This is a genomic window from Mesorhizobium sp. M1406, assembly GCF_040317555.1.
Lineage (GTDB): Bacteria > Pseudomonadota > Alphaproteobacteria > Rhizobiales > Rhizobiaceae > Mesorhizobium.
In genome coordinates, this window is record NZ_JAMYKW010000046.1 from 1 (window position 1) to 14,022 (window position 14,022).

At 60.7% G+C, this 14,022-nt stretch carries 10 protein-coding genes and 1 pseudogene; 8 read left to right on the top strand and 3 right to left on the bottom strand.

The window, feature by feature from the left end:
- The first annotated feature begins 550 nt into the window (after positions 1-550).
- Complete coding sequence (locus NKH03_RS26400; RefSeq protein ID WP_352971525.1) at positions 551-3,085, top strand: two-component system VirA-like sensor kinase; 2,535 nt, start codon at positions 551-553, stop codon at positions 3,083-3,085.
- Between the two features lie 814 nt (positions 3,086-3,899).
- Here NKH03_RS26400 and NKH03_RS26405 read toward each other — a convergent pair.
- Positions 3,900-4,640 (bottom strand): annotated as a pseudogene (locus NKH03_RS26405) (oxygen-independent coproporphyrinogen III oxidase); the annotation flags it as partial.
- A gap of 1,047 nt (positions 4,641-5,687) precedes the next feature.
- On the opposite strand from NKH03_RS26405, the gene NKH03_RS26410 reads away from it, so the two are divergent.
- The 3 genes from NKH03_RS26410 to NKH03_RS26420 all read left to right on the top strand — a co-directional run bounded on the left by NKH03_RS26410 (position 5,688) and on the right by NKH03_RS26420 (position 6,827).
- Positions 5,688-5,993, top strand: a complete 306-nt coding sequence (locus tag NKH03_RS26410; protein WP_352971527.1) for a hypothetical protein — start codon at positions 5,688-5,690, stop codon at positions 5,991-5,993.
- A gap of 85 nt (positions 5,994-6,078) precedes the next feature.
- Positions 6,079-6,384: a Fic family protein gene (locus NKH03_RS26415; RefSeq protein WP_352809639.1), complete on the top strand. Its 306-nt coding sequence runs from the start codon at positions 6,079-6,081 to the stop codon at positions 6,382-6,384.
- Positions 6,385-6,407: 23 nt separating this feature from the next.
- Positions 6,408-6,827, top strand: a complete 420-nt coding sequence (locus NKH03_RS26420; protein ID WP_023737287.1) for a Fic family protein — start codon at positions 6,408-6,410, stop codon at positions 6,825-6,827.
- A gap of 77 nt (positions 6,828-6,904) precedes the next feature.
- Here the strand turns inward: NKH03_RS26420 and NKH03_RS26425 are convergent, their stop codons facing one another.
- Positions 6,905-8,398, bottom strand: coding sequence for an NAD-dependent succinate-semialdehyde dehydrogenase (locus NKH03_RS26425; RefSeq protein ID WP_352971529.1), 1,494 nt, complete (start codon positions 8,396-8,398; stop codon positions 6,905-6,907).
- Between the two features lie 123 nt (positions 8,399-8,521).
- Entirely contained in the window at positions 8,522-9,901 is a 1,380-nt protein-coding gene (locus NKH03_RS26430) for an aminotransferase (RefSeq protein ID WP_352606435.1), read from the bottom strand.
- Between the two features lie 161 nt (positions 9,902-10,062).
- On the opposite strand from NKH03_RS26430, the gene NKH03_RS26435 reads away from it, so the two are divergent.
- The 4 genes from NKH03_RS26435 (at position 10,063) to NKH03_RS26450 (ending at position 13,980) form a co-directional block, all read left to right on the top strand.
- On the top strand, positions 10,063-10,881 hold the full coding sequence (locus tag NKH03_RS26435; protein WP_245263162.1) for a transketolase: 819 nt from the start codon (positions 10,063-10,065) through the stop codon (positions 10,879-10,881).
- Positions 10,878-11,858, top strand: a complete 981-nt coding sequence (locus tag NKH03_RS26440) for a transketolase family protein (RefSeq protein ID WP_352538806.1) — start codon at positions 10,878-10,880, stop codon at positions 11,856-11,858. The genes NKH03_RS26435 and NKH03_RS26440 overlap by 4 nt, the downstream gene beginning before the upstream one ends.
- A gap of 36 nt (positions 11,859-11,894) precedes the next feature.
- Positions 11,895-13,208: an aspartate aminotransferase family protein gene (locus NKH03_RS26445; protein WP_352480528.1), complete on the top strand. Its 1,314-nt coding sequence runs from the start codon at positions 11,895-11,897 to the stop codon at positions 13,206-13,208.
- An 88-nt stretch (positions 13,209-13,296) separates the two neighbouring features.
- Entirely contained in the window at positions 13,297-13,980 is a 684-nt protein-coding gene (locus NKH03_RS26450) for a GntR family transcriptional regulator (RefSeq protein WP_352971532.1), read from the top strand.
- Positions 13,981-14,022: the final 42 nt, after the last annotated feature.

Sequence of the window (14,022 nt, forward strand, 5' to 3'; positions counted from 1 at the left end):
CGGTCCAGGCCCGGCGAGTGGGCTTTGAGCAGCACGTGTCCGAGGCGCTCCGGCCGCTGTTCGATGGTCGAGCTGACGAGCCGCCTACCGGTCCAGAGGAGCTTCTGCGACTGGAACAAGGGTTTCGCGAGGTGCTTCAGCGAGGGCAGGATCATCAAGCCGCCTCGTCTTTTTTCAGCGATCCAAGGATGCCCGCTGGACGGGATGACCCCAAGGGAAGCGTGTCGGACGCTTTCGCAGCAGCCGGCTCTAGGCACGCCGGAGTCGAGGCCGCCGCCCCGCCAGTGTTAGCTGCCAGCCAACAGCAGATCCGGCCCTCGCCAGTTGCGTTTGACCGGCCGGTATCATCCTCGGCTGCTGCAGGCGTGCGCTTGTATGCCCCTTCGATGATCTCTCGGAAGACCAGTTCCGAAAACTGCGATCAGTTGCCCGCCTTGTGCTGCCGCCTCGCCGTCGAGGTCGAAACGCCCGCGAATCAATGGAAGGTCAGCGGGCCATGGGGGCAGAGTGCAACGGCGTCTACACCGCCTATTTGAGGGGAGAGGTACACTTGGCTTTCCTGTTCCAGCAGCATCCGGCCGCACACCGACGCGATGGGGAGCTAGAATTCAAATCGGATCTTCGCAAGGCACGCACCGCGGATCAAACGCCGTTCGTTTGGGAAAAATGGCTCAGTACCGACAAAGCTTCTGTAATGGCCCTAGTGGCCTCGGTCGCGCTCTTGGTCGCGATACAGTGGCAAGACCCCCAGATCAACGAGGCGGTCCTAAGCGAACTGCGGACGATTCAGATCAACTACGCATTGCTCCAGCGAGACGTCGCCCGCGCCGACATGGTATTGGACTTCCGTTCCGTTGCTTCTACCGGGCAAGCATTAAAAAGGAACCTTCAAAACTACCAACGCCTTGTTGAGATTTCGCCCAATGAGAGCTCCGGGGTGCACTCCAGGTTGGTTGCACAGCTCAAAAAGTCCCTCGAAAACACAGAAGCTGCCATCTCGGCCTCGGCCGCGCAAAATGAGCTTCTGCAAAGCTCTCTCGTACGCTTTGCTCGCTCGGCTAATCGCCTTCGGGGGGGAGTGTCGAACAGGCCTGAATTTTCCAATCTGATCCTTCAATTTTCGGCCAGACCGGGATTCAGCCTCGCATTACAAATCGATCAGTCTCTCCGCCGACTTCCTCCTAGCCAGGACCAAGTCACGGAGGATGTTGCCCGCGAGGGCCGCGCTATCCTGTCCTCAATGTTGAGGTTGGACCGCGCTGTCAATCGGATCCCATCCTTCGACACGTTCGCCAAGGCTGCCGAATTGGAGCGAGAACATCTGAAAGCCTACAGCTTCGCCAGCGCGCAAGCGCAGCGTACACGGCTTTTCTTTGGCTTGGTGTCCATATGCCTCTGCTTGTTTGCGACCATTCGAGCCTCCACGCTGCATGTGCGGACGAACCGGTTGGAAAGGCGGTTAGAGCTTGAAGCGGCGATGAGTGAGATCGAAGCTTGTTTCATCGACAGTCAAGCAACGAAGGCTTCGCGGCGCTTCTCCACCGAAGCGGCGCTTAGACTCATTCAATGCGTTTTCGATGCGGATCAATGCGCGCTTGCTCTGGTGGATCCGAGTATCAGCAGGAATACCGAGTACTTTGTCGCGAATAAGCGCATGCGCGTCTGGAACGCCACGCTAATCCATGAAGTCGTCTCACTTGTACACCCGGAACAGCCAGTGTTTCGCGTCGTTCCGGCGTCGGAAGTGGTTCGGACTGCCGTAGGCACTACCGGTGTTTGTCAAATTGTTGGTTGCCGGGCCTCCGATCAGCAGGCTGCGGTTTGTATCCTTGTTTTTGAAGGAGATCGCTCACCACCCTCCACAGACGACCTCCTGGTTCTGGCGAGCGCTACTGTGCGTTTAGGCAACCATCTTGAAATGCAACGTGTACACACGGAACGTAACCTTTTTGAGAGTCGATGGGAGCATGCGGAAAGGCTGACGGCTGTCGGCACAATCGCAAGCGGCGTTACACATGAATTCAATAATGTTCTAGGAGCAATAGTCGGCTACGCAGAGATGGCTAAAGGTCTTGTGCGTCGCCCCTCGAGAATTCGGGGCCACATCGGCCAAATTATCTTGGCCAGCAACCGAGCCAAACTGATTATTGATCAAATTTTGTCACTAAGCCGAAATCGGAAGCGCGTGACGATGCCTTTCGACGTCTCGGAGAGTGTAATGGATCTCGCGCCATTGCTGCGGGTTACACTTCGTGCGGATGTTCAGTTGAACTTCAAGATCAACGAGTCGCAAACGGTGATCGAGGGCAGCCCGACCGAGATACAACAGATCCTTATGAATCTATGCAAGAACGCGTCGGAGGCTCTCTTGAATGAGGGCCGTGTCGAGATTAGCGTTTCTCGCGCTCGCGTCTGTCAAACGAAGCCCGTGGCTAAGGGCACCTTGAAACCGGGAGATTACGTTCTCCTCTCCATCAGCGACGATGGCCAAGGAATCGCAAGTTCGGTGCTTCCGCATATCTTTGAGCCCTTTTTTACCACGCGCTCTCGCGTCGGCGGGACCGGACTGGGTCTTGCTGCAGTGGACCGCCATGTGAGCGCGCTCGCAGGATGCCTTGACGTCACCTCGGCTGTTGGCCGAGGTACACGCTTCGATCTCTACTTACCGGCCTGCGCTGAGGAGCAGGTCAGAGCTGATAGCGCTTTCGGCCCATGCGATGGATCACTTGGCAACGGAGAAATCATTGCAGTCGTTGACGCCGATCCAGCAGCGTTGGAGATCTACAAGGATAAGATCGCCGCGCTGGGTTATAAGCCGGTCGGCTTCGCGACCTTCGAGAGTCTTTGCGACTGGATCGAGAGCGGGAAGGCAGCCGACCTCCTAATTTTCGATAAAGCGACTTTCCTCGGGCCAGGACAGCCCGAAGCCGTACGTACCACCCTGATGACGGTGCCCATCATCGTCGTTGGTGGAAGCGACCCCATGCCGATCACATCTGGTAATCAGACCTTCGTCCTTTGGCTAGCCAAACCGGTCTCGTCCAGGACGATGGAGCATGCAATTCGTAGGATGATAATGGCATGATGCCGCCGACGCGCTCAGGATACCGAGCTACCGAGGCAGTCGGAGGCGGAGCCGGCTGGGATCCAGCAAATACAAGAGCGTCGGACGATCTCTGCGCACCCGGCTCATGGCGAGTTCCCCTCGAACACTGTCGTCGGCTCCGCCCAAGGAAGGGCTCCCCGACCACGGCAAACCTGCCGCCGTGCTCGTGACCGTCAAGGACAAGTCGCCGCGCGATGGGGTCTGCGGGCCTCCATCCTTGACAAGTCACTGCGCGCTGGCGGCGACAGGCAACGGGTAATATAAGGTCGGGACGAGGAGATGGTCGCCAATCGGTCACGCAAGATGGTTGACGAAATGACTCGAGAGCAAAGCTTGACAATCATCGCCCCATTCACGCCAGACTTCTCCTGTGCGTTCATCATCGGCTACGGCTCCTCGCTGCCCCGACAAGGCTATCGCCGCCCGGCCGGGCAAGCGATATCCAAGGTTCCGACGTGTTCCTTTCATGCTAGATTGACCTAGGCCCCGGCAGGGCGGGAGCATGAGGCTGGGTTCTCGGTCGCGGATCTGTGAGGCAAGCACGGGGTAAGCGACGGCTCGACCCACCATTGGGAAGGCCGGCTTCGGCACGGAGGTGCGGCCTCGGCGTTGAGAGGCATCGGATCGGGTGTAGCAGGACTTTCGAACTAACTGCCGACAACACACTGGATAGGCTGTTCTCGTCGTTCGGTCCAGTTCACCAACGCCTATGTCGACATTTTACGGCGCTTCACTACTAACCGGGCACCGCACGATGGCAGCTCGTTCTCTCCGGCAAAAGATACCCCCTGTGTTAGCTTCCGTGTGTCTGCTTGCCCTCACCTGCGGGATACGTAAGGCCATCTCTAAAAGCATCGAATGCGGCAGCGACAGCGCGAATCCCAAAGCGATGCTCCCGCCGTACGCGGACAAAACCGTTTTCGAAGTCCACTATTCCGTCCTTGGCCAGCATCGCCAAACGCTCATCTGAACCGCGAAGACGGATCGGATCAGATCCGTGGGCGACACAGATTGCCGGCACGTCAGCCTCGAAATCGCACATTAATCGCTCGATAATTGCGGCTCGCACGCGGTCGTCGTCTGTGAGGCGATGGCCCTTCGATGTAGCCAGTCGGCCAGCTGCGATGTGCTGGATGTAGGAATCCCGTGTAACTTCGTTTTGAACGTATCCCTGGCCGGTGCGGCCGATAGCCGACGCGCCGAAACCGATCAGGGTTCTGCAGGTGTCAGCCGAGTAGCCCAACGAGTTACGTCGCAGGCGACCTGTTTCCTGTGCCAGCGCGAGCTCGTCGTCCGGAAAGGCGAAATGGTCGAGCCCGATCTGTCGGTAGCCGGCGGCAATCAGCCTCACGGCGACAGCCGCATACTGTTCAGCGCGGGCAGCGCTGTCGGGAAGAAATTCCGCCTCGATGAGGCGCTGGTTCTTTATTTGGGATGGGATATGCGAGTAGCCGAACAAGGCAAGCCGGTCGGGGCGCATGGCGACCGCTGCCCTCGCCGTCTCGACCCACGACACCACCGTTTGACGCGGCAGGCGTCCCATGGTGATAACAAACCACCTTGCCGCTGAGCTCGCCTGTGTCTTTGCGTTATGCCAGTCCGTTCCGCTTAGATGTCTTGGCTGTTCCCGCCGAGACCTCACGCGCACCGTTTTATTCCCACCATCCCTCCCCGTCAGCTCCGCCTGGGAAATTCTGCCAGCTTGCCGGATCCGACGAGATAATGCAGCGCTGGGACGGACTTTGCTCGCCAGCTAGCGACCGTGGTGATCTCTGCCAAAAGGACGAGGCCATGAACGCGATCGGCGCTAACGGTGGCGGTTTGTATAAGCCTTGGGGTGGGAACTGGGCCTTCTATGCTGGCGCCACATACAAGCTCAACGAGACAACTTCGTTCTACCTTCGGCTCTCCCGGTGACCAGCTCTCAGTAGCGTCGCGGCAAACGTTGCCTATGGGCTTCTTTTCGATTTCACAGCTACGGCGACTCCAAACTCAGCAGTCGGCAAGATGGAAGCTTCCAACGGGAACTGCCCAATGCGAACAAGAAGAGCAGTGTCGGCAGTAATCCTGCGCCTCGAACGCTCATCCTAACGCCGTGAAGCGTAGAGCTCCGAGGTTGAGCAGACCAAGCCCGCAACACGCTCTAAGAAAACGGCGCATACAAGCCATACGAGATTGCAGCCTAGCCTCGGGGCCGGACGTTGTTTCATATCAGACCGGTGGGGATGAAGCCTGCCATCCAGCACCCGGTCAGTTTCAGGTCAAACTTGAACTCCCAGTCGGGTCAGAACGCGATCAACTGGCAGTCCGACGCACTTAAAAATGACAAATGGATCGCCTGCTTTTGGGCCATCCATGGGGAATTCGGGCGCGAGAGAACAAGCTCACACAGCATAAGCGAAGCTCCAGGCGAATCTTGCGCTGGCCGAGGCAGAACCATGTTTAAAGCTGCCTGTTTTCCACCTCGAACCTGTCTGAGTCCGGCCGATCATCATAGATCGGCCAAAGCATCGGCCAGATGGCTCCCCCAATTACGGTTTGTGCATAGTTGCCAGTACGATAGGCCTGCCGAACATCGGCCATGATCATCATCGGCAGCATCGATTTGTGTCCAAGCCTGGCGACGTCGGCTGTTTTGGGCAAAAGCCTGCACTCGCGTACCGCAGCCAACCTCGCCCATCTCGTGCGCATCATGAACACCTACTACAGCAACCTGATCGAAGGCCACGATACGCGCCCGCGCGACATCGAACGGGCGCTGGTCGGAATTTCGATCGAGACGAGAACCGCCGCAATCTGCAGCTCGAGGCGGCCGCGCACGTTCCCGTGCAAGCCGAGATCGACCGCCTGGCTGCCGATGGGCAGTTGCCGGAACCGGCATCGGTAGGTTTTCTTCGATGGCTGCACGCGGAATTCTATCCCGATGCCGAAGCGCCCATGCTGACCATCAAGGTTCCGGCCGTGAGTTCGTCATGGCGCCAGGTGAGTGGCGATCGAAGCCAGAGCATGACGTCGCCATCGGCCGGCATGAACCGCCTTCGAGCGATCGCGTCAACGATTTCATGCAATACTTTGCCATGCGTTATCGCTTCGATAAGCTGGGCAAGGCCGGACGCATCCTGACCATTCCTGCCGCGCATCACCGCTTCAACTACATTCACCCGTTTCCGGACGGCAACGGACGCGTCAGCCGATTGATGAGCCACGCCATGGCCCTCAGGCCGGGGTCGCCGCGCACGGGCTGTGGTCGATCTCACGAGGCTTGGCACGTGGCGTGAAAAGCCGAACGGATTACAAGAGCATGATGGATCATGCCGATATGCCCCGCCAGGGTGATCTCGACGGACGTGGCAACCTCTCCGAACGCGCACTCGGCGATTTTACCTTATGGTTCCTGCAGGCGTGTATCGATCAGGTGAGCTTCATGACCGGACTGTTCGATCTCGACACGTTGGCCAAGCGGCTGTATCGGCATGTGGAGCGCAGTGGTCTGAAGCCCGAAGCCGGCCGCCTCGTGGAGGAAGCGCTCACGCGCGGTGAGTTTGACCGCGGCGAGGCATCCCGTATTAGCGGACTACCCGAACGTACGGCGCGTCGAGTGTTCAATGACGTAATCGCGCTCGGACTATTGGCGTCGGAAACGCCAAAGGGCCCAGTGTCCCTACGCTTTCCGGCGGACGCTCTGGACGCGCTGTTTCCGAAGCTTTTTCCGGAAACGTAAGAGCATAGGGCGCTCACGATCTTAGGTCACTTCTCCTCGGAACCGGAAAGATTTTCACCGGATCACCCGCGGGTTCGTCATTCCGCGTTCTGAGACGCGGGAAAAGCCGGCGCACTAGAGCCGAGGCCGCCGATGCAGACATATTTGGTGTCGAGGTAATCCTCGATGCCCTGATGTCCGCCTTCCTTGCCGAGGCCGGATTCCTTGACGCCGCCGAACGGCGCCTCCGGCGTGGTGATGAGGCCTTCATTGACGCCGACCATGCCGTATTTCAGCCCTTCCATGACGCGGAAGGCGCGGCCGAGATCACCTGTGTAGAAATAGCAGGCGAGGCCGAATTCGGTGTCGTTGGCGAGTGCTATCGCCTCCTCTTCGGTCTCGAACTTGAACACCGGTGCGACCGGGCCAAATATCTCTTCCTTCATGAAGCGCATCTTGGGCGTCGCATTGGCAATGACGGTCGGCTGGAAGAACGAACCGCCGAGCGCATGGCGCTTGCCGCCGGCGACGATCTTGCCGCCCTTGGATGTGGCGTCGGCGATCAGTTCCTCGACCTTCTCGACCGCCTTCTCGTCGATCAGCGGCCCCTGCTGCACGCCGTCCTCGAGGCCGGAGCCGACCTTCAGCCCGTTGCTGGCGGCAGCGAGCTTCTCGACGAACTTGTCATAGACACCAGCCTGGACAAGGAAGCGGTTGGTGCAGACGCAGGTCTGGCCGGAATTGCGATACTTGGCGGTGATCGCACCAGCGACCGCACGCTCGAGGTCGGCGTCATCGAAGACAATGAACGGCGCGTTGCCGCCGAGTTCCATCGACACTTTCTTGACGGTGACCGACGACTTCTGGATGAGAAGCTTGCCGACTTCGGTCGATCCGGTGAAGGTGATCTTCGACACCAGCGGATTGGCGCAGATCTCGTCGCCGATCTCGCTTGCCGAACCGGTCAGGATGTTGACGACGCCCTTGGGGAAACCAACTTCGTCGGCGAGCGCTCCCCAGGCGAGACCTGAATAAGGCGTCTGCGAGGCCGGCTTGACCACTGCGGTGCAGCCGGCGGCGAGCGCCGGGCCGAGCTTGCGGGCCAGCATCGAGGACGGGAAATTCCACGGCGTGATGGCGGCGATGACGCCGACCGGCTCCTTGGTCACCAGGATGCGGCGGTCCGCCCATGGCGAAGGCACGACATCGCCATAGGTGCGGCGACCTTCCTCGGCGAACCACAATATGTAGGCCGCGGCAGAGCCAATCTCGCCCTTCGATTCGAACAGCGACTTGCCCTGTTCGATGGTCAGCAGTTCGGCCAACACGTCCTGATTGTCCATCATCGCGTCATGCAGCTTCCGCAGCAGCTTCGAGCGCTCGAGCGCGGTCGTCTTGCGCCAGGTCTTGAAAGCTTCCGCGGCGGCTTCAATGGCGCGGCGGGTCTCGGCCCTGCCCGACTTCGGCACGGTGCCGATCTTGAGACCGGTGGCCGGGTTGTTGACGTCGACCGTCAGTCCGCTGTCGGCCTGCACCCACTCGCCGTTGATGAGATTGGCCTGGCGCATGAAATGGCTGGTTTTCTGAAGCATGGTCTGGCCTCCGTTCGGATAAGACAATCAGGATCCTGTATGCTGGCTGCGGCTCGCGCTTGCCCAAGCGCCTTTCGCGCGGCCGGCCCCTCCAGCGACGTCTCGCCGCCTCGCCGGGCGGGTTCATGCCGACTGGTCAGTCCGCGCATGGGCCGCCGCGGTCTCATCAAGAGCCGCGCGAATGCCATCAACCATGTAATCGATCTCTTTAGGGGCGATGACGTAGGGCGGGCAGATTGCCAGCACGTCGCCCATGTTGCGGATCATGACTCCGTGCTCGCGGCACCGCCGCTCGACATCGGTGCCAATTCGCAGCTCCGGCGCAAAGGCGCGACGGGTGGCGCGATCCTCGACGATCTGGATCCCCGCTATAAAACCGCGGCCGCGGACCTCGCCGACCAGTGTATGGTCGTTGAGCGCGTCCGCGAGCGCTGCATGCAGATAATCGCCGAGACGGCGCGCCTGGCTCACGAGATCGATCTCGCGGTAGATCCTGATCGCCTCGGCGGCGACGGCGGCTGTCACCGGATGGCCGGAATAGGTGAAACCGTGGCCGAACACGCCGACCTTGTGGGCCTCGTCGGCGACGCACTGGTAGACCTTGTCGGAGATAATGACGCCGCCAATGGGCAGATGACCGGATGAAAGCCCCTTGGCGACCGACAGCATGTCCGGTTCCATGCCAAAAGTCTGGCTGCCGAACCAATTTCCGGTGCGTCCGAAACCGCAGACCACCTCGTCGGACAGCATCAGGATGTCGTATTTGCGCAGCACCGCCTGAACCTTTGGAAAATAATTCTCCGGCGGTACCAGCACGCCGCCGGCGCCCATGACTGGCTCTGCGATCATCGCGGCAATCGTCTCTGGCCCCTCCGCCAGGATCAGGGCCTCGAGTTCCTGGGCCAGGCGCGTGGCGTAGTCATGCTCCGCCTCGCCCGGCAGACCGTCGAGATAGTGGAACGGCCGCGCGGCGAATATGACGGGAAGCGGCGGCAGGTTGAAGGACTTGTGCATGTGCGGCAGCCCACTCAGCGCCGCGCCCATGATCGTACTGCCGTGGAAGGCGCCAAACCTGCTGATGATCTTGCGTTTCTCCGGACGTCCCCGCGCGGCCTGGTAATACCAGGCGAGCTTGATCATCGTATCATTGGCTTCCGAACCGGAGCCGACCAGAAAGACGCGCGCGTGGTCGAACGGCGCCAACGCGGTAAGCTGCTCGACGAGTTCGACGGTGGGCTCGTTCGAGCGGTGGTTGAAGGTGTGGTAGACGGCGAGCTTGCGCATCTGGCGGTCAGCAGCGACAGCCAGCCGGCTGTCGCTGAAGCCAAGCGAGGCGCACCAGAGTCCGCCCATGCCCTCGATATAGCGGTTGCCCGCGTCATCCGTGACGGTCGCGCCTTCGCCGGCCACGATCGTCAACGGACCATGATCCTCATGCAGGCGTGGATCGGTTTGGGAATGAAAGTGCCTGGCCATGTCCAGCACGCGCGATTCGTTGTTCATCAAAATTCTCCTTGCGACCAGATAGGCGGTTGCTTCGGCGAGGAATATCTTATAACTTATAAGTTGTCGAGAAAAAATGATCCCGAGAGTGAAGCCCAATGGCCAACCCGCCCACTCCTTCAAACAACGCCCTGCCACCCGACGCGGAGCGGATCGCCCTGTTGCGCGACAGGGCAGAGTTCGTCCGGCTCGAGACGCTGCGCCTCATCCAGATCGCCAAGGTGGGCCACTATTCGTCGGTGTTCTCCTGCGCGGAAATATTCGCCACGCTCTACTACGATGCGATGCGGCTGAGGCGCGGCGAGCCGCAATGGCCGGACCGCGACCGCTTCCTTATGGGCAAAGGGCACGCCGCGGTCGGCCTTTATCCGCTGCTGGTCGACTGGGGCTTCTTCTCCAAGGACGTCCTCGATGGCTATACCCGGCTCGGCAATCCGCTTGGCGATCATCCCGACATGCGCAAGGTGCCCGGCGTCGATTTCAGCTCCGGCTCGATCGGCCATGCCCTGTCCGGCGGCCTCGGCATGGTGCTTGGCGGCCGTGCGGCCAACCGGCGCTTCGATGTCTATGTCCTGCTCGGTGACGGCGAGATGCAGGAGGGCCAGGTCTGGGAAGCGGCGCTGTCCGCCGCCCACCATAAGGCCGGCAATCTGATCGCCATCGTCGACCGCAACGGATACCAGCTCGACGGGCAGGTCGACGACATCATCGGCATCGAACCGTTGGCCGACAAATGGGCGGCGTTCGGCTGGCAGGTGCACGAGGTCGATGGGCACGACGTCGTCGCTCTCGCGACGCTGCTGCGACAGTTGAAGGCCGAGGCAGACCGCACCCGGCCCGTCTGCATCATTGCCAAGACCTCCAAAGGCAAGGGCGTTGGTTACATGGAAACCGAACCCGGCTGGCATCTGGGCTATCTCGCGCCATCGGACGAGGCCTTGGCCGCCGAAGAGATCAAGCGTGGAGGCAAAACACAATGAACGGCCCGATCGATACCAACTCCTGGCAGTACCGCCAGATCAACGCGCGCGCGCCTGGCCTGAGTTACCTGGCCAACGCGCTCATTGAGCTGGTCGAAGACGGTTATCCGGTCGTGGCCGGTACGGCCGACCTTCAATATTCCAACGGGCTGGTGCGGTTCGCGCAACGCTTTCCCGAACGCTTCACGCAATTTGGCATTTCCGAGCAGAACATGGTTTCGGCTGCTGCCGGCATGGCCAGCACCGGCGCCATGCCGTTCGTCGCTACATTCGCTTCTTTCCTGGCGCTGCTGTGCTGCGAACAGATCAGAACCGACGTCGCCTATTCGGCGCTGCCGGTGCGGCTGATCGGTCATCATGCCGGTATTTCACTCGGCTTCTACGGCACCTCCCACCATGCGACGGAAGATCTTGCCATCATGCGAAGCATCGCCGACCTCACGGTCGTCGCGCCGGCTGACGGCCCGCAACTGGCGGCCGCCGTCAAGGCGTCTGTCAATCATGCCCAGCCAATCTACTTCCGCATTGGCCGCGGCCAGGAACCGCTGGTCTATGAAGACGACGGCGTCGAGTTCCAGTTCGGCAAGGCGATCGTTCACGGCGAAGGATCGGAACTGACCATCATCGCCTGTGGCTCGATGGTCCATCCCTCAAGGGAGGCTTACCGGGCGCTGCGCGCGGCGGGCAAGTCCGTCGGACTGATCGACATGCATACGGTGAAGCCAATGGATACGAAGGCAGTGCTCTCGGCCGCGGCTCACTCCCGCTTCATTCTAACCATCGAGGAACACAATATCCTGGGCGGTCTGGGCGGCGCCGTGGCGGAAATCCTGGCGGAGGCGGGCAGCCCGGCACGGTTGATACGCCATGGCATCCGCGACGAATACAGCCTGATTGCGCCGCCAACGCATCTCTACAAGCACTACCGGCTGGACGCGGCCGGAATCGAGGCCACCGTTCTTGAAGCCCTCGGCTGAGCCGGCGGACAACCATAGCCATGCACGGACATTCCGATGACCGATCAGAATAACACCGCCCGACTCATTGAGCGCGCCGGTGCGGTGATGCCGGGCGGATTGCTCAGCCCGAGCCGCAGGCTCGGCGCGCCGCATGTATTTGCCCGGGCGCAGGGTGCGTTTCTCTACGACGTCGATGGACACCAGTACACCGACTTCCACTGCGGCTTCGGCGCCAATGTGCTTGGCCACTGTCATCCGGCGGTGCGTGAACGCATCGCTGCGGTCTCCCAGGACATCGATCTTGTCGGCGCGGGAACGATGCGGCTAGAGATCGAGGTGGCGGAGGCGCTGGTCGACTGCATCCCTTGCGCGGATCTCGTCGCCTTCTGCAATTCCGGATCGGAGGCGACCTATCACGCCCTGCGCCTTGCCCGTGCCGCCACCGGTCGCAAGCGCATCATCAAGTTCCAAGGCGGCTATCATGGCTGGCACGACTATGTCGCCATGAACGTACAGTCGCACGCGCAGGCGATCGGCAAGTACGATCCCATCAGTGCTGGCATCCTCGAGGATGCCGCCCGTCACACCATCGTGCTGCCTTACAACGATGCCGGCGCCGTCGAGGATTATCTCAAGGCCAATCCAGGCGATGTCGCGGCGATCATCATCGAGCCAATCGCTCACAATATGGGGTCGGTGATCGCGACGGATGTTTTCCTGCGCGAGCTGCGTCGCCTGACCAGCGATCATGGTGTCGTGCTGATCTTCGACGAGGTCATCACCGGCTTTCGCCACGCGCTCGGCGGCTATCAGTCGATCGCCGACGTCACGCCTGATCTCGCGACCTTCGGCAAGGCGGCCTCCTCAGGCTATCCCGTTGGCGTGGTGGCCGGTCGTCGCGATCTCATGGCGCTCGTCGGCCGGACCGGGGAAGGATCCGTGTTCATGGGCGGTACTTTCAACGGCACGCCGTCGACGCTCGCCGCCATGCAGGCGACGATCGAGGAGCTGTCGAAACCAGGCTTCTACGACCGCCTGTTTGCCCTCGGCGCTTTCATGCGCACGCAGCTGGATGGCATTATCGATCGCCTCGGCCTGCCCGCGCAGAGCGCCGGGTTTGGCTCGGTCTGGCTGATCTATTTCCTCAGCGGTCCTTACCGCGACTACCAGGACTTGCTCGGCAACGACGATGTTTTCGATCTTGCATTCCGCAGAGAGATGGTGGCGAACCGGCTGATCGGTCAGCCGCTTCCGCTCAAGCGTCTCTACCTGTCAGGGAGCCATGACCGGGCCACGATTGAGAAGTCACTGGATGTTATTGAGACAATCCTGCGCAAGCTCTCCGCTGGTAAACCCGCCAGCTCCTAGCCATGTTTCGCAACGGACTTATAGGATATAAGAGCGTCTCGCACTATCCGTTGTCGATTCGGTGCGGCCAAGATTGCAGCGGTGGACCATGAGCACGATGCAGCCAATCGAGCAAGGCAGTCTGTCGGCGAGAACTTATATCACGCTGCGCGAAGCCCTGATCGCCGGCAATTTCCGGCCCGGCGAAAGACTGTTGATGCAGGATCTGGCGCAACGGCTGGGCACCAGCGTCACGCCTGTGCGCGAGGCCTGTTTCAGGCTCGTCAGCGAGCAGGCGCTGGAACTGCGGTCAGGGCGGTTCATCACCGTTCCAGAGCTGACCCGGTCGCGTTATTGGCAGGTCCGGCTCATTCGCATCGCGCTCGAGGGACTAGCGGCCGAACTCGCCGTTGAGCATGTTTCGGAGAAGGACATTGCAAAACTGGTCGAGATCCATCGCGATTTCGTGGCTGGCGAAACGTCCGGCGATGCTGACCGCGCCCGTCGCGCCAATCGTGAATTCCACTTCGGCGTCTACCGCCTGTCCAAGATGGATATGCTGATCGCCCAGATCGAAAGCCTGTGGGTCTCGATGGGCCCTATCCTTAACGTGTATTATCTGCAGGCCGAGAACGATTACATCGGTGCGGAGGAGCACGAGACGCTGATCGAAGCGTTCCGGACCCGCAACAAGAAGGTGGCGCGTAAGGCGATCGAACGCGACATCGTGCGCGGTGGCATGAACCTGTTGCGGTATTTCGACGAGCAGGACGCGGCCGCCAAGCGGGCGTGATCGAAGCCGCCGGTCATTTGCTGGCGACCTCTCTTCGCGCTG